The organism is Streptomyces sp. DG1A-41 (assembly GCF_037055355.1).
Taxonomy (GTDB): Bacteria; Actinomycetota; Actinomycetes; order Streptomycetales; family Streptomycetaceae; genus Streptomyces.
Map to the genome: position 1 here is coordinate 4,235,684 of NZ_CP146350.1, position 19,406 is coordinate 4,255,089.

The 19,406-nt window shown below is 68.2% G+C and carries 9 protein-coding genes, 3 rRNA genes and 2 pseudogenes; 7 read left to right on the forward strand and 7 right to left on the reverse strand.

Going from position 1 to position 19,406, the window contains the following annotated elements; translation table 11 throughout:
• Nucleotides 1–31 precede the first annotated feature (31 nt).
• From V8690_RS19675 to V8690_RS19690, 4 genes and pseudogenes are all read left to right on the forward strand, one after another.
• Nucleotides 32–952: an ABC transporter ATP-binding protein gene (locus tag V8690_RS19675; RefSeq protein WP_338780668.1), complete on the forward strand. Its 921-nt coding sequence runs from the start codon at nt 32–34 to the stop codon at nt 950–952.
• Nucleotides 949–1,728: an ABC transporter permease gene (locus V8690_RS19680; protein WP_338780670.1), complete on the forward strand. Its 780-nt coding sequence runs from the start codon at nt 949–951 to the stop codon at nt 1,726–1,728. Before V8690_RS19675 ends, V8690_RS19680 begins: the two co-directional genes overlap by 4 nt.
• A gap of 24 nt (nt 1,729–1,752) precedes the next feature.
• Nucleotides 1,753–2,999, forward strand: a pseudogene (locus V8690_RS19685) (histidine kinase).
• Nucleotides 2,996–3,667 carry a response regulator transcription factor gene (locus tag V8690_RS19690; protein ID WP_338780672.1) on the forward strand — a complete coding sequence of 224 codons (672 nt, stop codon included), beginning with the start codon at nt 2,996–2,998 and terminating at the stop codon, nt 3,665–3,667. Before V8690_RS19685 ends, V8690_RS19690 begins: the two are co-directional and overlap by 4 nt.
• Nucleotides 3,668–3,727: 60 nt before the next feature.
• Here the strand turns inward: V8690_RS19690 and rrf are convergent.
• The 4 genes from rrf to V8690_RS19710 all read right to left on the reverse strand — a co-directional run bounded on the left by rrf (nt 3,728) and on the right by V8690_RS19710 (nt 10,013).
• Nucleotides 3,728–3,844, reverse strand: a 5S ribosomal RNA gene (gene rrf / locus V8690_RS19695).
• Nucleotides 3,845–3,933: 89 nt separating this feature from the next.
• Nucleotides 3,934–7,053: ribosomal RNA gene (locus V8690_RS19700) — 23S ribosomal RNA — on the reverse strand.
• 302 nt (nt 7,054–7,355) lie between these two features.
• Nucleotides 7,356–8,883, reverse strand: a 16S ribosomal RNA gene (locus V8690_RS19705).
• Together the 16S, 23S and 5S rRNA genes form the textbook arrangement of a ribosomal RNA operon.
• A 581-nt stretch (nt 8,884–9,464) precedes the next feature.
• Nucleotides 9,465–10,013: a MarR family transcriptional regulator gene (locus V8690_RS19710; protein WP_274817408.1), complete on the reverse strand. Its 549-nt coding sequence runs from the start codon at nt 10,011–10,013 to the stop codon at nt 9,465–9,467.
• Nucleotides 10,014–10,136: 123 nt separating this feature from the next.
• Here V8690_RS19710 and V8690_RS19715 point away from each other — a divergent pair, with 123 nt between their 5' ends.
• Complete coding sequence (locus V8690_RS19715; RefSeq protein WP_338785402.1) at nt 10,137–11,402, forward strand: MFS transporter; 1,266 nt, start codon at nt 10,137–10,139, stop codon at nt 11,400–11,402.
• 43 nt (nt 11,403–11,445) lie between these two features.
• On the opposite strand, the pseudogene V8690_RS19720 reads toward V8690_RS19715, so the two are convergent.
• Nucleotides 11,446–13,113 (reverse strand): annotated as a pseudogene (locus tag V8690_RS19720) (SpoIIE family protein phosphatase).
• Between the two features lie 173 nt (nt 13,114–13,286).
• A complete protein-coding gene (locus V8690_RS19725) occupies nt 13,287–14,666 on the reverse strand; it encodes an NAD(P)/FAD-dependent oxidoreductase (protein ID WP_338780675.1) in 1,380 nt (459 codons plus the stop codon).
• Between the two features lie 375 nt (nt 14,667–15,041).
• Between V8690_RS19725 and V8690_RS19730 the strand changes: the two genes are divergently transcribed.
• Together V8690_RS19730 and V8690_RS19735 are read left to right on the forward strand one after the other, a co-directional pair.
• Nucleotides 15,042–15,821, forward strand: coding sequence for a helix-turn-helix domain-containing protein (locus V8690_RS19730; RefSeq protein WP_338780677.1), 780 nt, complete (start codon nt 15,042–15,044; stop codon nt 15,819–15,821).
• Between the two features lie 465 nt (nt 15,822–16,286).
• On the forward strand, nt 16,287–18,266 hold the full coding sequence (locus V8690_RS19735; protein ID WP_338780679.1) for a sigma-70 family RNA polymerase sigma factor: 1,980 nt from the start codon (nt 16,287–16,289) through the stop codon (nt 18,264–18,266).
• On the opposite strand, the gene V8690_RS19740 is transcribed toward V8690_RS19735, so the two are convergent.
• Entirely contained in the window at nt 18,253–19,332 is a 1,080-nt protein-coding gene (locus tag V8690_RS19740) for a hypothetical protein (RefSeq protein WP_338780680.1), read from the reverse strand. The two genes, V8690_RS19735 and V8690_RS19740, sit on opposite strands and share 14 nt — an antisense overlap.
• Nucleotides 19,333–19,406 lie beyond the last annotated feature (74 nt).

Sequence of the window (19,406 nt, forward strand, 5' to 3'; positions counted from 1 at the left end):
CCGCCGCCCCCGCACGGACGAGCATCGAAGCATGCTGACGGCACACGAACTCACCAAACGCTACGGCGACCGGACGGTCGTCACGGACCTGTCCTTCACCGTCCGCCCCGGCACCGTCACCGGCTTCCTCGGCCCGAACGGCGCCGGCAAGTCCACGACCATGCGGATGATCCTCGGCCTCGACGCCCCCACCCGCGGCCACGCCACCGTGGGCGGACGCTCCTACACCACCCACCCCGCACCCCTCACCGAGGTCGGCGCCCTCCTGGAGGCCCGCTCCGTCCACCCCGGCCGCACCGCCTACCACCACCTGCGCGCCCTCGCCCACACCCACGGCATCCCCAGCGCACGAGTCGAACAGGTCCTCGGCCTCACCGGCCTGACCGACGTCGCCCACCGCCGCGTCAAGGGCTTCTCCCTCGGCATGGGACAGCGCCTCGGCATCGCCGCCGCCCTCCTCGGCGACCCGGCCACGCTCATCCTCGACGAGCCCGTCAACGGCCTCGACCCCGAGGGCGTGCTGTGGATCCGCAACCTCCTCAAGTCCCTCGCCGCCGAGGGCCGCACGGTCTTCGTCTCCTCCCACCTGATGAGCGAGATGGCCCTCACCGCCGAGCACCTGGTCATCATCGGCCGCGGCCGCCTCCTCGCCGACACCACGGTCACCGACTTCGTACGCGACTCCGGCGCGGGCACCGTCAAGGTCGTCACCCCGCAGGCCGCCGACCTCGTACGCCTCCTCACCGCACCCGGCGTCGACATCACCACCGACACACCCGGCACCCTCCAGGTCCGCGGCACGGACGCCGAGCGCATCGGCCGCACGGCAGCCGTCCACGGCATCCCCCTCTACGAACTGACCCCCAACGCCGCCTCCCTGGAAGAGGCCTTCATGGACCTCACCCGTGACGCGGTGGAGTACACGGCGACCCTCGAAGGAGCGGCAGCATGACCACGGCGACCCTCGCCTACCGCGTGACCCCGGCCCGCGTCCTGCGTTCCGAGTGGCACAAGCTCTGGACCCTGCGCTCCACCTGGATCACCCTCATCGTCACCAGCGCCCTCACCGCCGCCATGGGCGCGGGCCTGGGAGCCGCCTACGACGGCACCGGCGAGGGCGGGATGGACACGGTCGTCTTCGTCCTGCTCGGCACCCAGTTCGCCCAGATCAACCTCGGCGTGCTGGGCATCCTCGCCACGGCCGGCGAATACTCCACGGGCCAGATCCGCGCCACGATGACCGCGGTACCGCGCCGCCTGCCCGTCCTCTTGTCCAAGGCAGCCGTCCTGGCCGCGATCGCCTTCCCCCTCACCCTGCTGACGAACTTCCTCACCTTCCCCCTCGCCCAGTCCTTCCTCTCCGGCACCGACCAGTCCGCCGCCCTCGGCGACCCGGGCGTCCTGCGCGCCCTCGTCGGCAACGCGGGCGGCCTCACCCTCCTCGCCGTCCTCGCCCTCGGCATCGGCGCCCTGGTCCGCTCCGTCCCGATGGCCATCGGCGCCTTCATCGGCCTCATCATGATCGTCCCTGAGGTCATGGCCATGCTCCCGTACGAAATCGTCGACGACGCCGTCCGCTACTTCCCCGGCAGGGCCCTGGAGACCCTCACCACCGCCCAGCCCCTGCCCGGCACGGCCTCCCCCGGCGCCGCCCTGCTCGCCATGGCTCTGTGGACAACGGCGACCCTCACACTGGCCGCTACGGTCCTACGACGCCGAGACGTCTGACACACGGCCTCGGAAACCCTCACGATGGACCCCGTGACGGAAGACAGGGCGCCGGAGCCCCTCACCGAGTACGCCCTCCGCCTCACCCGCAGGCTGCGCGCCTTCGACCGACGCCACCCTCTGCTGTGGGACCTGCACATCACCGGTTTCTGGGTGACAGCGGCCCTGATCGACTACATCGGCGGCGGCTGGCGCCACAACGCCCATGACCTCGACATCCCCGGCTGGCTCCTCCTCATCCTGAGCCTCGGCCTCTCGATCCCCCTCCTCTGGCGGCGCACCCACCCCCGGGCCGTCCTCGCCGCCATGGCTCTCTTCGCCCTCGTCAACGCCTGGACCGGCGCGGCCCTTCAGGCAGCCCTGCTCCAGCTCGCCGTCGTCTACCACATCGCTCTGCGCCGGGACCTGCGCAACCTGTGGTGGGCGACGGCCCTGGTGATCGCCCCGGTCCTGGTGTCGGTCGCCCGCCACGGGGAGGGCACCTGGGACCAGCAGCTCGGCTCCCAGCTGATGTCCATCACCGTGGCCGCCCTCATCGGCATCACGGTCCGCACCCGCCGCAACTACACCGAGGCCCTGGAGGACCGAGCCCGTCGCCTGGAGACCGAACGCGACCAGCAGGCACGGCTCGCCACCGCCGCCGAACGCGCCCGCATCGCCCGCGAGATGCACGACATCATCGGCCACAACCTCTCCGTCATCACCGGCCTCGCCGACGGCGGCCGATACGCGGCCGCCAAGTCCCCCGAACGCGCCGCCCAGGCCCTCGACGCCATCGCCACCACCAGCCGCCAGGCCCTCACCGAACTCCGCCGCGTCCTGGACGTCATGCGGGAGGAGGAACAGAACGACCAGGCCGACCTGACCCCCCAACCCGGCCTCACCGACCTCGACCAGCTCCTCGACGGCGTCCGCTCCGCCGGCCTCCCCGTCCACACCACCACTCACGGCAGTCCCACCCTCCCCCCAGGCCGCCAACTCACCGTCTACCGCGTCATCCAGGAAGCCCTCACCAACACCCTCAAACACGCCGGCGCAGACGCCACCGCGGAAATAGAGCTGTCCTACGAGGACAAGGGAGCCGTGACGGTGACGATCACGGACACCGGCAACGGCAGCCGAACCGACGGCCCGGCCCGAGGCGGTCGTGGACTCCCCGGAATGCGCGAGCGAACCGCCCTGTACGGCGGCACACTTGAGGCCGGCCCCGCCCGCACCCCGAGCAGGGCTGGCGCGTCCGCCTACACCTCCCGGAGGAAACCCCGCAGTGACCACGGTCCTCATCGCCGACGACCAGCCCCTCCAGCGATTCGGCTCCCGCATGCTCCTGGAGAGCCAGGACGACATGACGGTCGTCGGCGAGGCGGCGAACGGCAGTGAAGCAGTCCGCATGGCGGCAGAACTGCACCCCGACGTCGTCCTCATGGACATCCGCATGCCCGGCCTGGACGGCATCGAGGCGACCCACCGCATCACCGCCGCCGGCGACCGCACGCGCATCCTGATCGTCACCACCTTCGACCTGGACGAGTACGCCTACGCCGGCCTCCGCGCAGGCGCCTCCGGCTTCCTCGTCAAGGACGCCCAGCCCGAGGAACTCCTCTCCGGCATCCGCGCGGTGGCCACCGGCGACGCCGTCGTCGCCCCCAGCCTGACCCGCCGCCTCCTCGACGCCTACGTCCACCACCTGCCGACCGGCCCGGCTACGGAAGCCTCGCCCCATGAGGACCCACGCCTGGCTTCCCTCACCGACCGGGAACGCGAAATCCTCACCGTCATCGCCAAGGGCTGGACGAACACGGAGATAGCCACCCGCCTCCACCTGGCCGAGTCGACGGTGAAAACACACGTGGGCCGCATCCTCGCGAAGACCGGCTCCCGCGACCGCATTCAGGCGGTGATCCTGGCGTACGACACGAAGCTGGTACAGCCGTCGTGAAAAATTTTCTGAAAACGCAAAAAGGCCCACACCGTAAGGTGTGGGCCTTTCTCAATATTTGTTCGGCGGCGTCCTACTCTCCCACAGGGTCCCCCCTGCAGTACCATCGGCGCTGTAAGGCTTAGCTTCCGGGTTCGGAATGTAACCGGGCGTTTCCCCTACGCTATAACCACCGAAACACTATGAAACTGACAACCGCACCACACCGTGACCATGGCATGGGGCTGTTCGTGGTTTCAGAACCAACACAGTGGACGCGAGCAACTGAGGACAAGCCCTCGGCCTATTAGTACCGGTCAACTCCACACGTTACCGTGCTTCCATATCCGGCCTATCAACCCAGTCGTCTACTGGGAGCCTTACCCCATCAAGTGGGTGGGAGTCCTCATCTCGAAGCAGGCTTCCCGCTTAGATGCTTTCAGCGGTTATCCCTCCCGAACGTAGCCAACCAGCCATGCCCTTGGCAGAACAACTGGCACACCAGAGGTTCGTCCGTCCCGGTCCTCTCGTACTAGGGACAGCCCTTCTCAAGACTCCTACGCGCACAGCGGATAGGGACCGAACTGTCTCACGACGTTCTAAACCCAGCTCGCGTACCGCTTTAATGGGCGAACAGCCCAACCCTTGGGACCGACTCCAGCCCCAGGATGCGACGAGCCGACATCGAGGTGCCAAACCATCCCGTCGATATGGACTCTTGGGGAAGATCAGCCTGTTATCCCCGGGGTACCTTTTATCCGTTGAGCGACGGCGCTTCCACAAGCCACCGCCGGATCACTAGTCCCGACTTTCGTCCCTGCTCGACCCGTCGGTCTCACAGTCAAGCTCCCTTGTGCACTTACACTCAACACCTGATTGCCAACCAGGCTGAGGGAACCTTTGGGCGCCTCCGTTACCCTTTAGGAGGCAACCGCCCCAGTTAAACTACCCATCAGACACTGTCCCTGATCCGGATCACGGACCCAGGTTAGACATCCAGCACGACCAGACTGGTATTTCAACGACGACTCCACCTGAACTGGCGTCCAAGCTTCACAGTCTCCCAGCTATCCTACACAAGCCGAACCGAACACCAATATCAAACTGTAGTAAAGGTCCCGGGGTCTTTCCGTCCTGCTGCGCGAAACGAGCATCTTTACTCGTAGTGCAATTTCACCGGGCCTATGGTTGAGACAGTCGAGAAGTCGTTACGCCATTCGTGCAGGTCGGAACTTACCCGACAAGGAATTTCGCTACCTTAGGATGGTTATAGTTACCACCGCCGTTTACTGGCGCTTAAGTTCTCAGCTTCGCCCACCCGAAAGTGAGCTAACCGGTCCCCTTAACGTTCCAGCACCGGGCAGGCGTCAGTCCGTATACATCGCCTTACGGCTTCGCACGGACCTGTGTTTTTAGTAAACAGTCGCTTCTCGCTGGTCTCTGCGGCCACCCCCAGCTCAGAGCGCGAAGCTCATCACCGGATGTGGCCCCCCTTCTCCCGAAGTTACGGGGGCATTTTGCCGAGTTCCTTAACCATAGTTCACCCGAACGCCTCGGTATTCTCTACCTGACCACCTGAGTCGGTTTAGGGTACGGGCCGCCATGAAACTCGCTAGAGGCTTTTCTCGACAGCATAGGATCATCCACTTCACCACAATCGGCTCGGCCTCAGGTCTCAGCCACAAGTGCGACGGATTTACCTATCGCACGGCCTACACCCTTACCCCGGGACAACCACCGCCCGGGATGGACTACCTTCCTGCGTCACCCCATCACTCACCTACTACCACCTTGGTCCGGCGGCTCCACCACTCCCCTTTGCCCGAAGGCTCCAGGGCGGCTTCACGGCCTTAGCATCAGCGGGCTCGATGTTTGACGCTTCACAGCGGGTACCGGAATATCAACCGGTTATCCATCGACTACGCCTGTCGGCCTCGCCTTAGGTCCCGACTTACCCTGGGCAGATCAGCTTGACCCAGGAACCCTTAGTCAATCGGCGCACACGTTTCTCACGTGTGAATCGCTACTCATGCCTGCATTCTCACTCGTGAACCGTCCACAACTCGCTTACGCGGCTGCTTCACCCGGCACACGACGCTCCCCTACCCATCCACACACCCGTTGGGGCTGTTGTATGAATGACACGACTTCGGCGGTACGCTTGAGCCCCGCTACATTGTCGGCGCGGAATCACTAGACCAGTGAGCTATTACGCACTCTTTCAAGGGTGGCTGCTTCTAAGCCAACCTCCTGGTTGTCTCTGCGACTCCACATCCTTTCCCACTTAGCGTACGCTTAGGGGCCTTAGTCGATGCTCTGGGCTGTTTCCCTCTCGACCATGGAGCTTATCCCCCACAGTCTCACTGCCGCGCTCTCACTTACCGGCATTCGGAGTTTGGCTAAGGTCAGTAACCCGGTAGGGCCCATCGCCTATCCAGTGCTCTACCTCCGGCAAGAAACACACGACGCTGCACCTAAATGCATTTCGGGGAGAACCAGCTATCACGGAGTTTGATTGGCCTTTCACCCCTAACCACAGGTCATCCCCCAGGTTTTCAACCCTGGTGGGTTCGGTCCTCCACGAAGTCTTACCTCCGCTTCAACCTGCCCATGGCTAGATCACTCCGCTTCGGGTCTTGAGCGTGCTACTCAAACGCCCTATTCGGACTCGCTTTCGCTACGGCTACCCCACCCGGGTTAACCTCGCAACACACCGCAAACTCGCAGGCTCATTCTTCAAAAGGCACGCAGTCACGAGATGGAAGCAAGCTTCCATCCGACGCTCCCACGGCTTGTAGGCACACGGTTTCAGGTACTATTTCACTCCCCTCCCGGGGTACTTTTCACCATTCCCTCACGGTACTATCCGCTATCGGTCACCAGGGAATATTTAGGCTTAGCGGGTGGTCCCGCCAGATTCACACGGGATTTCTCGGGCCCCGTGCTACTTGGGTGTCTCTCAAACGAGCCGCTGACGTTTCGACTACGGGGGTCTTACCCTCTACGCCGGACCTTTCGCATGTCCTTCGCCTACATCAACGGTTTCTGACTCGTCTCACGGCCGGCAGACCATGAAAGAGAGATCCCACAACCCCGTATACGCAACCCCTGCCGGGTCTCACACGCATACGGTTTGGCCTCATCCGGTTTCGCTCGCCACTACTCCCGGAATCACGGTTGTTTTCTCTTCCTGCGGGTACTGAGATGTTTCACTTCCCCGCGTTCCCTCCACACTGCCTATGTGTTCAGCAGCGGGTGACAGCCCATGACGACTGCCGGGTTTCCCCATTCGGACACCCCCGGATCAAAGCCTGGTTGACGACTCCCCGGGGCCTATCGTGGCCTCCCACGTCCTTCATCGGTTCCTGGTGCCAAGGCATCCACCGTGCGCCCTTAAAAACTTGGCCACAGATGCTCGCGTCCACTGTGCAGTTCTCAAACAACGACCAGCCACCCATCACCCCACCCCTGAGGGCGAGTTCACTGGGGCCGGCGCCGAGGAAAGTTCATTCCCTCAGACACCCAACAGCGTGCCCGACACAGTCAGTTGACCAGATCAGCGTTCCACGCTCCGAAGAGCAGTACTAGCGCCTGATCCATCCTGGACCGTGCCGAGTAGTCAACGTTCCACCCATGAGCAACCAGCATCAGACACTCGCTGATGTACTGGCCTCTGACCAAGCCAGGCTTGGTGAGAAGTGCTCCTTAGAAAGGAGGTGATCCAGCCGCACCTTCCGGTACGGCTACCTTGTTACGACTTCGTCCCAATCGCCAGTCCCACCTTCGACAGCTCCCTCCCCACAAGGAGGTTGGGCCACCGGCTTCGGGTGTTACCGACTTTCGTGACGTGACGGGCGGTGTGTACAAGGCCCGGGAACGTATTCACCGCAGCAATGCTGATCTGCGATTACTAGCGACTCCGACTTCATGGGGTCGAGTTGCAGACCCCAATCCGAACTGAGACCGGCTTTTTGAGATTCGCTCCACCTCGCGGTATCGCAGCTCATTGTACCGGCCATTGTAGCACGTGTGCAGCCCAAGACATAAGGGGCATGATGACTTGACGTCGTCCCCACCTTCCTCCGAGTTGACCCCGGCGGTCTCCCGTGAGTCCCCAGCACCACAAGGGCCTGCTGGCAACACGGGACAAGGGTTGCGCTCGTTGCGGGACTTAACCCAACATCTCACGACACGAGCTGACGACAGCCATGCACCACCTGTACACCGACCACAAGGGGGACCCTGTCTCCAGGGTTTTCCGGTGTATGTCAAGCCTTGGTAAGGTTCTTCGCGTTGCGTCGAATTAAGCCACATGCTCCGCCGCTTGTGCGGGCCCCCGTCAATTCCTTTGAGTTTTAGCCTTGCGGCCGTACTCCCCAGGCGGGGCACTTAATGCGTTAGCTGCGGCACGGACAACGTGGAATGTTGCCCACACCTAGTGCCCACCGTTTACGGCGTGGACTACCAGGGTATCTAATCCTGTTCGCTCCCCACGCTTTCGCTCCTCAGCGTCAGTATCGGCCCAGAGATCCGCCTTCGCCACCGGTGTTCCTCCTGATATCTGCGCATTTCACCGCTACACCAGGAATTCCGATCTCCCCTACCGAACTCTAGCCTGCCCGTATCGACTGCAGACCCGGGGTTAAGCCCCGGGCTTTCACAACCGACGTGACAAGCCGCCTACGAGCTCTTTACGCCCAATAATTCCGGACAACGCTCGCGCCCTACGTATTACCGCGGCTGCTGGCACGTAGTTCAGCCGGCGCTTCTTCTGCAGGTACCGTCACTTTCGCTTCTTCCCTGCTGAAAGAGGTTTACAACCCGAAGGCCGTCATCCCTCACGCGGCGTCGCTGCATCAGGCTTTCGCCCATTGTGCAATATTCCCCACTGCTGCCTCCCGTAGGAGTCTGGGCCGTGTCTCAGTCCCAGTGTGGCCGGTCGCCCTCTCAGGCCGGCTACCCGTCGTCGCCTTGGTGAGCCGTTACCTCACCAACAAGCTGATAGGCCGCGGGCTCATCCTGCACCGCCGGAGCTTTACAGCCCCCACCATGCGATGGAGACTCATATCCGGTATTAGACCCCGTTTCCAGGGCTTGTCCCAGAGTGCAGGGCAGATTGCCCACGTGTTACTCACCCGTTCGCCACTAATCCCCACCGAAGTGGTTCATCGTTCGACTTGCATGTGTTAAGCACGCCGCCAGCGTTCGTCCTGAGCCAGGATCAAACTCTCCGTGAATGTGTACCGGTAATCCGGTCGACACCACGAGAGCGGAACAGTCGGAGGAATAATCCGACCGTTCACAGCGTCCTCGCTGTGTTTTTTCAAAGGAACCTCGCCCCAGCAGATGCTGGAGACGGGGTATCAACATATCTGGCGTTGACTTTTGGCACGCTGTTGAGTTCTCAAGGAACGGTCGCTTCCTTTGTACTCACCCTCTCGGGCTTTCCTCCGGGCGCTTCCCTTCGGTCTTGCGTTTCCGACTCTATCAGATCCTTTTCTCGACCTGACCCCCAGTCAGCGGGGTCCGTCTTCGCGGCTGTTGGGCCGTTCCGACGTGTCTAACCTTAGCGCGTTCTCTCGGCGTTTCCAAAATCGAAGCCAGTTCGGAGTCGATCAGGTCGTCGAGTCCCAATTCGAATTGAATTCGGGCACGCCGAAATCAACCCCGTTGGGAGCGATCTTGCTAGTGGTTGGATGCCGCTCGTGCGGCGGAAGTGCTGTCGCAGAAGCGTTACGTCTCCGCGGCAACCCGAAGAACTCTACGGATCGTGAAGGGGAGCGTCAAGTGCCCCCTGTCAAGATCTTTTGTGCGGGCGTCAGTCCAGGTCGGAGAGGCGGCCGCCGGCGTCCGGCTGGGCGTCTTCGACCCGGCGCAGAAGGCGGGTGAGGACCTCGCCGAGGGCGGTGCGCTCCTCGGGGGAGAGGTCCTGGAGCAGATCCTCCTCGAAGACCGACGCCAGGCGCATCGCCTCCAGCCACTTCTCCCGACCTCCAGTGGTGAGCTCCACGATGACGCGGACCCGGTTGGACTCGTCCCGCTCCCGGGTGACCAGTCCTTCGCCGACCATGCGGTCGATGCGGTGGGTCATGGCGGCCGGGGTCAGGCCGAGGCGCTTCGCGAGGTCGCTGGGGCCGAGGCGGTAGGGGGCGCCGGAGAGCACGAGGGCCTTCAGGACCTCCCACTCCGCGTTGCTGATGCCGAGGGCCGCGGTCTGACGGCCGTAGGCGACGTTCATGCGGCGGTTCAGGCGGGAGAGGGCCGAGACGATCTGCTCCACCTGGGGGTCGAGGTCCTGGAACTCGCGCTGGTACGCGGCGATCTGCTCTTCGAGGGTCGGCTCGCTGGGGCCGGGGTTGTCGCCCATGGGCGGCAGTATCGCACGGTCGTTCTTTGCCTTGAAGTCCTTGGGTATGTACTCTTTAGCTTCGAACTTTAGTTTCGAAGTCTTCACTCCTAACTTGTGAGAGAGGTGAACGTGACCAGGGCGATGGGCGCAGCGATGCGCCGGATCCACGTGGGCAACGCACTCAGCGCGTTCGGGCTCGGCTTCACCGTCCCGTATCTGTACGTCTATGTGGCGCAGGTGCGGGGACTGGGAGCCGTGACGGCGGGTCTCGTACTCGCCGTTTTCGCCGTGGCGGCGCTGGTCGTGCTGCCGTTCGCGGGGCGGGCCATCGTCCGGCGTGGCCCGTTGCCGGTGTTGCTCGCCGCCCTGGTCGCCGCCGCTGTCGGTGCGCTGGGTCTGGGGCTGGCGGGCAGCGCGGCGGCGGTGCTGTCGGCGGCTGCCGTGCTGGGGGCCGGGCAGGCCGTGACGCAGCCGGCGCTGGCGACGATGATCGTGGACTGCTCGACCGCGGCGACGCGCTCGCGGGCCTTCGCCATGCAGTTCTTCCTCCAGAACCTCGGGCTCGGGGTGGGCGGCCTCATCGGTGGTCATCTCGTCGACGCGTCGAGCCCTGCGTCCTTCACGCTGCTCTTCGCGATCGAGGCGGCGATGTTCCTGCTGCTGGTCGTGGTGATGGCGACGGTGCGGTTGCCGCACGCGCCGCGGATCGAGAAGGCGCCCGTGGCGTCGGGACGGGGCAGCTGGAAGCAGCTGCTGGGCAACCGGGCCATGGTGCAGCTGTGCGTACTGGGCTTCGTGTTGTTCTTCGCCTGCTACGGGCAGTTCGAGTCGGGGCTGAGCGCGTACGGGGTCGAGGCCGCCGGGATATCGACGTCGGCTCTGGGGACCGCGCTGGCGGCGAACACGCTGGTGATCGTCGTGGCGCAGTTCGCCGTGCTGCGGTTCGTGGAGCGGCGTCGGCGCTCGCGGGTGATCGCTGCCGTCGGACTGATCTGGGCCGTGGCCTGGGCTGTCGCCGGGTACGCGGGGCTCGGGCACGGGAGCCAGGAGATGGCGACGGCCGCGTTCGTCTCGACGTACGCCTTGTTCGGGCTGGGTGAGGCGATGTTGTCGCCGACGGTCGCCCCGCTGGTCGCCGATCTGGCACCGGAGGGGATGGCCGGGCAGTACAACTCCGCGTTCGCCCTGGTCAAGCAGCTCGCACTGGCCGTCGGGCCGGCGGTGGGCGGGCCGCTGGGGGCCTCGCTGCACACGCCGTACATCGTGGCCTTTCTGCTGTTCTCGCTGGGGATCACCTTCTTGGCGGTGCGGCTGGGGCGGCAGCTCACGGACGTGCAGGATCGGCCGTGGCGCGCGAAGAGCCGGGTCGTGGCGCGGGGTGGGGCGCCCGTTTCCGCGGACGTCTGATCCCACCCACGCCTGTCCCTCTCCGTCCCTCCTTCCGTTTGCTCTACGTCGACTGCGTACGTGGGAGCGCGAACTCGCACCACACCGCCTTGCCGCCGCCCGGTGTCCGGCGGGAGCCCCAGTTGGAGGCGATCGTGGCGACGATGGCGATGCCGCGGCCCGATTCGTCGCCCGGTTCCGCGCGGCGGCGTCTGGGGAGGTGGTCGTCGCCGTCGGTGACCTCGATGATCAGGCGGCGGTCGGTGCGGCGCAGACGCAGGCGCATCGGTGGGGTGCCGTGCTGGAGGGAGTTGGCGACCAGTTCGCTGGTGGCCAGGACGCCCAGGTCGTGCAGGTCGGCGGGAAAGCGCCAGCTGGTCAGGACGCCGGAGGCGAAGGCACGCGCGCGTGGGGCCGCTTCCACACCGCCCAGGAGGTCCAGGGCGGCGTTGCGGAACAGCTCGCTCTCCGGGCCCGTCCGGGCCGGGTGCTGGAGGACCAGGACGGCCACGTCGTCGTCGTGGTCGGGGGTCATGCCAGGCCGAGCGGACCAGGCGGTCGCAGACGACCTGGGGTGTGCCGGTGGCGCCGGCCAGGGCGCGTTCCAGGGCGGCGATGCCCTCGTCCAGGTCGGCGTCCCGGCGCTCCACCAGGCCGTCGGTGTAGAGGACGGCCGTGGAGCCGGGGCCGAGGGGGATCGAGCCCGAGGCGTGCATCCAGCCGCCGGTGCCGAGCGGGGGGCCGGTGGGTTCGTCGGCGCGCAGGACCGTGCCGTTCTCGTCGCGGACGAGGATGGGGAGGTGGCCCGCCGAGGCGTAGACCAGCTTGCCCTCGTTCGGGTCGTGGACCGCGTACGCGCACGTGGCGATCTGGTTGGCGTCGATCTCGGCTGCCAGGCCGTCGAGGAGCTGGAGGACCTCGTGCGGGGGCAGGTCGAGACGGGCGTAGGCGCGGACCGCCGTGCGGAGCTGACCCATGACCGCTGCCGCGCGGACACCGCGGCCCATGACATCGCCGATGACGAGGGCGGTACGGCCACCGCCCAGGGTGATGACGTCGTACCAGTCGCCGCCGACCGCGGCCTCCGTGCCGCCGGGGTGGTACGTGGCGGCGACGCGCAGGTCGTCGGGTTCTTCGAGCTCCTGGGGGAGCAGTGACCTCTGGAGTGTCACCGCCGTTTCGCGCTGGCGGCGTTCGCTGGCGCGCAGGCGTTCGGCGGCTTCGGCGTGGTCGGTGACGTCCGTGGCGAAGACGAGGACTCCGCGGCCGTCGCTGCCGCCCTTGCCGTCGCCCTGGGCGACGGGGGTGCAGGTGAAGGTGTAGGAGCGGCCGTCGGGGGCCTTGCGGGACTTGACCGTGCGGGGCTTGCCACTGCGCTGGACCTGGTCCAGGAGGGGGAACAGGCCGAGGGCGTCCAGTTCGGGGAGGGCCTCGCGGGCGCGCTCGCCCAGGGGGCGTACGCCGAAGGCGGTCGTGTAGGCGTCGTTGACGTAGGCGATGCGGTGGTCGGGGCCGTGGACCAGGGCGACGAGGGACGGGACGCGGTCGAGGACCTCGCGCACCCGCAGTTCGTCGACGGCGGGTACGGGGGGCGGCTCGTCGGTCAGCTGTTCGACACGGGCGGCGGGTACGGAACCTTCCCCCGCCGGTCCGGGGAGGCCGTCTGCTCGGTCCGCGCTGCCGCGCGGCGCTGCGTTCCGGGGAGCCGGGCGCTCCAGCGCGTGAAGTTCACGAATCCTTGCCTCGTGTAGTCGTCGGCGGCCGGCACCGGAACCGGCCGGGGCCCCGGGGGCCCGCACCGGGGCGTGTGGTGGCACGCCCGCGGTGGTGGACCAGTCTGGCAGTGAGCGGACCGGACCGGCATCCGTCAGACGCCGGGCCGGCCGGTGGAGTTCCTGGGTCCGGTCAGGACGACCCCTTCGGGTTGTGCGGGGGGTCTTGAGAAGGCTTTCCACCGGCCGCGAGTTCGAACTCGGCCCGGGGGTGTTCGAGTGAACCCAGGGAGACGATCTCACGTTTGAACAGTCCGGCCAGGGTCCATTCGGCGAGCACGCGCGCCTTGCGGTTGAAGGTGGGCACGCGGCTGAGGTGGTACGCGCGGTGCATGAACCAGGCTGGATAGCCCTTGAGCTTGCGTCCGTAGACGTGGGCGACTCCCTTGTGCAGGCCCAGGGAGGCGACCGAGCCGGCGTAAGCGTGTTCGTACGTCTCCAGGGATTCGCCGCGCAGGGTGTGCACGATGTTGTCGGCGAGGACCTTGGCTTGGCGGAGGGCGTGCTGGGCGTTGGGGGCGCATTCGCGGCCGGGTTCACCGGCCGTGACGTCGGGGACGGCCGCGGCGTCTCCCGCTGCCCACGCGTGCGCGGCGCCCTCGACGGCCAGTTCCGCCGTGCACGTGAGGCGTCCGCGGCCGTTGCGGGGCAGGTCGGTGGCGGCGAGCACCGGGTGGGGTTTGACGCCGGCCGTCCACACGACCGTACGGGTCGGGAAGCGGGCACCGTCGCTGAGGACCGCGACCCGGTCCGCGCAGGACTCCAGGCGGGTCTGGAGGCGTACGTCGATGTTGCGGCGGCGCAGTTCGGTGACGGTGTAGCGGCCCATCTCCTCGCCGACCTCGGGCAGGATGCGGTCCGAGGCCTCGACGAGGATCCACTTCATGTCCTCGGGCTGGACGTTGTGGTAGTAGCGCGCGGCGTAGCGGGCCATGTCCTCCAGTTCGCCGAGCGCCTCCACGCCGGCGTAGCCGCCGCCGACGAAGACGAAGGTGAGGGCCGCGTCGCGGATCGCGGGATCGCGGGTGGAGGAGGCGATGTCCATCTGCTCGATGACGTGGTTGCGCAGGCCGATGGCCTCCTCGACGGTCTTGAAGCCGATGCCGTGGTCGGCGAGGCCGGGGATCGGCAGGGTGCGGGAGACGGAGCCGGGGGCGAGGACGAGTTCGTCGTACGCGAGCCGCTGCCCGCCCGTGCCCTCCTCCTCGGTGGCGAGGGTGGTGATGGTGGCGGTGCGCTTCGCGTGGTCGACGGCGGTGGCCTCGCCGATGACGACGCGGCACCGGTCGAGGACGCGGCGCAGCGGTACGACGACGTGGCGGGGGGAGATGGCACCCGCGGCGGCCTCGGGAAGGAACGGCTGGTACGTCATGTACGGGTCGGGGGTGACGACCGTGATCTCCACCTCGCCCCGCTCCAGTTCCCGTTTCAGTCTGCGCTGGAGGCGCAGGGCCGTGTACATCCCGACGTAGCCACCACCGACAACGAGAATGCGCGCACGTTCCTTCACCATCCCATGACGCACCCGCCGCTTGCGTTTGTCCACAGCCTCGACGAATTGTGTGACCGGAGCGGGAAGGCGCGCGGAGTTGGCCGGAAAGGCGAGCTGCGGCGCATACGCGCAGTTCAGCAGGGGTGGCATGGGGGGCGGTCGGGGGCACATTCGGGACGTATACGGCCCGTACTCCGATCGGTGGGCGCTCCGTGCGGAACCTGCCCCTTCTGAATTGACTCTCTCTCAACTATGTTCGTGTGTCGACGGGGTGTAGGGGGATGCGCTCGCCGGGTCCGCGACGGGCGGCCTGGGGACCCGGGCCTGTTCCTCCGTCCCGGCATCGAATGGCGGGGAGTGTCTCCGGGGGGAGACGTCATTACCGGGGGAATGCGAATGCATGTTCAGGACTCTCATTGGTCGTCCGCGTCCGCTGTCGCGGCGGGTGGCGCGACGATGAGCGCGACGGCGGGCAACGGACGCGGGAACGGACCGCGCACGACGCCGCTGCGCGTGGACGCACAGCGCAATCTGGAGCATGTGCTGCGGGCGGCGCGCGAGGTGTTCGGCGAGCTGGGGTACGGCGCGCCGATGGAGGACGTGGCGCGACGCGCGCGGGTCGGCGTGGGCACGGTGTACCGGCGGTTCCCGAGCAAGGACGTGCTGGTGCGGCGGATAGCCGAGGAGGAGACCTCCCGGCTGACCGACCAGGCGCGAGCGGCGCTCGGGCAGGAGGACGAGCCGTGGTCGGCGCTGTCGCGCTTCCTGCGGACGTCGGTGGCCTCCGGCGCCGGGCGGCTGCTGCCGCCGCAGGTGCTGCGGGTCTCGGTCGAGGAGGACCGTGCCGGTCAGGCGCGGGTGCCGCAGCAGCGGACGCAGCCGGGCTCTGCGGAGTTGCGGCTGGTGCCGGAGGAGCCGGTGGCGGTCACATCGGTGCCGGCATCGGCGGCCGTGGCGGAGGACGACGCCGGGGCGGCGGCGCTGCTCGAGGTCGTGGGGCAGCTCGTGGAGCGGGCGCGTGCGGCGGGTGAGCTGCGGGCGGACGTGTCGGTGTCCGACGTGCTGCTGGTGATCGCGACGGCCGCGCCCTCGCTGCCGGACGCGGCGCAGCAGTCGGCCGCGTCGGCCCGGCTGCTGGACATCCTGCTGGAAGGGCTGCGGTCGCGGCCGGCGTGAGGCCGGGCCGGCTCCCGGAGCGGGCAGGCCCATCGACCGGTCCGGTCGGCTTTGGCGGTCGGCTGGGCCGGTCGAACGCACGGGGCGGTCTTGCCGGTCGGACACACGGGCGGCCTTGCCGGTCGGCTGGGCCGGGCGGCTGGGTGGCCGAACGCACGGGCCGCCTTGCCGGTCGGACACACGGGCGGCCTTGCCGGTCGGCTGGGCCGGGCGGCTGGGTGGCCGAACGCACGGGCCGCCTTGCCGGTCGGACACACGGGCGGCCTTGCCGGTCGGCTGGGCCGGGCGGCTGGGTGGCCGAACGCACCAGTCGGCTTCGCCGGTCCGTCGCGTCCAGTCGGCTTCCGGGCCCGGGGCGACAGGGGACGAGTGATGGTCCGGACTCCGGGAGTCTGACCAAAAGCCAATATGGCACTCTGACCCGATGGTCTGGACGTGTTGGGCGGCTGGCGGGGGCTTTCCGCGATGAGCGGTGACGGGCGGGACGAGTCGAGCGGTGACGGGGACGCCACAGCAGGCGGCCCGCTCCCGCCGCAGGTGCCGAGCCAGGGCGGACGCGCGAGCGTCCCACCGCGCGGGCATCCCGCCGACGGCTCGGTCCCGCCACAGCGCGAATGGCGTGAGGACACCGTCCTGACCCCGCCGCGCGAGCTGCCGCCCGCCGACGCCGATCTCATCGACCGGATGCGCTCGGGCGACGACACGGCGTACGAGGAGCTGTACCGGCGCCACGCGCAGGCGGTGCGCCGGTACGCCCGGACCTGCTGCCGTGACGCCTACACCGCCGACGACCTGACCGCCGAGGTCTTCGCCCGCATGCTCCAGGCGGTACGCGGCGGCTCCGGTCCCCAGCACGCCGTACGGGCGTACCTGCTCACCTCCGTCCGGCGCGTCGCCGCCTCCTGGACGCGGTCGGCGCGGCGGGAGCAGTTCGTCGACGACTTCGCGGTGTTCGCCGCCCAGTCCGCACGCGGCTCCGAGGTGTCCGACGACGACACACTGGAACTGGGCGCGGACGTGCGGGCGATGCGCGAGGCCGAGCGGTCCATGGCCATGCGGGCGTTCCAGTCGCTGCCGGAGCGGTGGCAGGCCGTGCTGTGGCACACCGAGGTCGAGGACGAGACGCCCAGCGAGGTCGCCACGCTCTTCGGGCTGGACGCCAACGGCACGCGGGTGCTCGCCAGCCGGGCCCGCGAGGGTCTCAAGCAGGCCTACCTCCAGGCCCACGTCAGCGCCAATCTCACCGATGACGAGGAGTGCGCGCGCTACGCCGACCAGCTCGGCAGGTACGCCCGCGGCAGGTTGCGCACGCGTGCCGAGCGGGGGCTGCGCAAGCACCTGGAGGAGTGCGCGAAGTGCCGGCTGGCCGCGACGCAGATCGAGGAGGTCGCCGGCGGTATTCCCGCCGTGGTGCCGGTCGCGGTCATCGGCTGGTTCGGTGCCGCCGGGTACGCCAAGGCGGCCGGGCTCATCGCCGGAGGCGCGGGAGCGGGGGCGGCCGGAGCCGCGGGGGCCGCCTCGGCGGCGGGCGGGGGCTCGTCCGGCGGATCAGCGGCGGGCACCGGTTCGGCCGGTGGGGCCGCGGGGGGCGGCTCGTCCGGTGGGGCGGGAGGTGGCGCGGCGGCTTCCGAGGGGGTGGGCGCGCCGGTGAAGGCCGGTATCGCGGCCGGTGTCGTCGCCGTGGGCGTCGTGGCAGCGGTGATGCTGGCGCTGACCGGCAACGAGAAGCCGAAGGACGAGGCGAGGCCGGCCCCCACCCCGTCTTCGCCGGTGGTCCGGCCCGCCGACCCCACGCCCTCTCCTTCGCGGGAGGAACCCGGACCGCGGCCACCGGGGATGGTGCCCGTGCGCGCCGAGAAGCCCGCGCCGACACCGAACCCCAGAACCAGCCCAACCTCCACACCGTCCCCGACCCCGACACCCACCCCGCCGCCCGCGTCCTCGAAGCCGACACCACCCCCGGCGCCCACGCCGACCCCGGCTCCGACTCCGACCGAGAGGCCGCCCGCCCCGTCCGTCTACCAGTGGAGCGAACTGTCGTACGACATCAGCGGCGACGGCACCGCACCCGAGATGCGGATCGGCGCGAGCAGCTGGGTCTGGCAGCGGTACGGCCTGTCGGCCGGCGACCAGCGGTACGCGCACGGCGTCACCGTGCACGGCCGCTCCTCCGTCACCATCGACCTCAACCGCTCCTGCTCCTCGTACGAGGCGCTCGTCGGGGTGGACGACCTGACGCTGAAGCTCGGCAAGGTGCACTTCTCCGTCTACGCCGACGGGGTCCGGCTGTGGCGGTCCGGGCTGGTGGAGGGCGGCGACCCGGCGGTCCCCGTCCAGGTGAACCTCACCGGCCGCAGCACCGTACGGCTGGTGGTGGAACCGCACAGCGCCCTCGACAACCTGGTCCTGGCGGACTGGGCGGAGTCCGAGTTCACCTGCGATTAGCGGCTTTCGACTCGGTGGCGTACGAGCTCCGCGCCTCGTGCAGCTCGCGCAGGACGTCGTCCGCCGTGAGCGCCGCTCCCCGGGCGCGCTCCGACTCGCACCGGGCAGGGCCCAGGGCGGCGCGGGCGTCTGCCCCGGTCCGTTCCGCCCGGGCGTGCTCCGGCATGGGGCGGGAACGGCCGCCCCACCAGCGGTCCCCGGCACCGAGCAGCCGTGCCGCGCGCGGGAAGTCGCCGCGGTCGGACAGCAGTCCCGCGGCGCTGTCCACGACCGTGGCCAGGATCGTGTCGGAGCACCGCTTGTCCACGGCCTCGCGCAGGGCTCCGGTCAGCAGCGCCAGGGCGGGCCCCGGGCCGTACTCGCTCGCCGTGACCATGGCGTCCACCAGATCCAGCATCACCATGAACTGGGGCGGCGGTGTGCCGCGCGCGGCGTCCGCGCGCGCCGCGTCGCAGAGCTCACGCGCCCGGGCGGTGTGCCGCTCCTCGGACGCCATCTGGGCCCGCAGCACCAGGACGAACGCCCTGGAGTCCGCCACGCCGTACCGGTCGGCGGCGGCGCTCGCCTCGTCCAGCCCCGCCAGCGCGGCCGGGCGGTCTCCCGCGCGGTAGGCGATCTCGGCGAGCCGGGCGCTGAGGAACGGCGACTCGGCGTACGCGCCCACCTCGTAGGCGAGGCGCAGCGCCTCCTCGTACTCCCCCTTGGCCTCCTCGAAGCGGCTGCGGGCCATGGCGGCCTCGCCGGCCGCGCCGCACACCTGGGCCCGCAGCCAGCGGTCACCGGCGCGGCGGCTGAGGATCCGCAGCTCCGCGAGGTCGTCGTCGACGCCGTCCAGGCCGCCGGGGGCGTCGACGACCATGTGCGTACGGAACATCAGGGCGACGGCCGTCTCCCAGTCCCCGCCATACGTACGGCAGTTGGCGACGGCGAAGTCCATGACGGCCCGGAGGTCGCTCCGGTCGCCCACGTGGGAGGAGATGATCGGGCAGACGAGCCCCGGGGATCCGGGCCGCCCGTGGGCCCCCTCCTGGAAGTAGGCCCACACCCGGGGTGCCGCCGCGCCCACCCGTGCCGCCCCTAGCGGCACGACTGCCCGCAGCCAGGCGCGTACCCGCAGCTCAGCGCGCGAAGCGGCGTGCG

Excerpts from the sequence above, each read along its gene's own strand:
- V8690_RS19675 (WP_338780668.1), top strand. The coding sequence starts at position 32 with ATGCTGACGGCACACGAACTCACCAAACGCTACGGCGACCGGACGGTC.
- V8690_RS19680 (WP_338780670.1), top strand. The coding sequence starts at position 949 with ATGACCACGGCGACCCTCGCCTACCGCGTGACCCCGGCCCGCGTCCTG.
- V8690_RS19710 (WP_274817408.1), bottom strand. The coding sequence starts at position 10,013 with ATGGGCGACAACCCCGGCCCCAGCGAGCCGACCCTCGAAGAGCAGATC.
- V8690_RS19715 (WP_338785402.1), top strand. The coding sequence starts at position 10,137 with ATGGGCGCAGCGATGCGCCGGATCCACGTGGGCAACGCACTCAGCGCG.
- V8690_RS19725 (WP_338780675.1), bottom strand. The coding sequence starts at position 14,666 with ATGGTGAAGGAACGTGCGCGCATTCTCGTTGTCGGTGGTGGCTACGTC.
- V8690_RS19730 (WP_338780677.1), top strand. The coding sequence starts at position 15,042 with ATGCATGTTCAGGACTCTCATTGGTCGTCCGCGTCCGCTGTCGCGGCG.
- V8690_RS19735 (WP_338780679.1), top strand. The coding sequence starts at position 16,287 with ATGAGCGGTGACGGGCGGGACGAGTCGAGCGGTGACGGGGACGCCACA.